Source organism: Acidovorax delafieldii 2AN, assembly GCF_000175235.1.
GTDB classification, from domain to species: Bacteria; Pseudomonadota; Gammaproteobacteria; order Burkholderiales; family Burkholderiaceae_C; genus Acidovorax; species Acidovorax delafieldii_B.
Map to the genome: position 1 here is coordinate 1 of NZ_ACQT01000604.1, position 695 is coordinate 695.

Below are 695 nucleotides of genomic sequence, written 5' to 3' on the forward strand. Positions count from 1 at the left end.
CGTGGGGTTTTTTGTTGAGAGGAATAAGGAGAGGGGGGACTGCCGGGGCTGACGAGCGCGTCGGTGGGCCAAGCGGCTGCCATGCCCTCAGAGGCGGGCCGGTGCGCGCTTGCGGTCGCGTTCGTCTTCGGGCCAGGCGGACAAGATAGCGGTGGTGTTCATGCTGGAAAACTCCTGTGATGTACCAACAACGCGCCCGCTTCCGGCATGGTTGACACCTGAACGCAAAAAAATGCAACCGCGTCAACCGCAGTTCGCGGGAGATTTTTTGCTTCAAAAAACATAGCTAATAACTGGCGCCGATATTGCGAAAAATCCAGAAAATACCAGCCATGTTTACAGAAATTTACCTCTCAAGCGCCCGTCGCCGCTGCAATTTCCTCCAGTTGCGCAGAAATTTCCAGCCAGCGTTCTTCAAGCTGCGCAGTCTCGTCGTTGCCTGATTTCAGGCGCCGGCCGGCGTCCGCAATATCGGCCGGCGGCAACGCCTGCGTGAGGCGCTCTTCCAGCCCGGCCCGCTCGGCGGCCAGGGCTGCCAGGCGTTTGTCGATCTGCTCGATTTCGCGTTTGAGGGGGCGGGTGCGTTCGGCCAGTTGCTGGCGCGCCTGGGCGTCGAGCTTGCGCTGCTCCCGGGCGTCCACAGGTGTCTTGGTCTCGGCCGGAGACTTTGCGCCTTGGAGATCGGGGATGTGCGG

The 695-nt window shown here is 61.0% G+C and carries 1 pseudogene; it reads right to left on the reverse strand.

The window, feature by feature from the left end:
* Window positions 1-353: 353 nt before the first annotated feature.
* A pseudogene (locus tag ACDELDRAFT_RS23320) lies at window positions 354-695 on the reverse strand (ABC transporter); the annotation flags it as partial.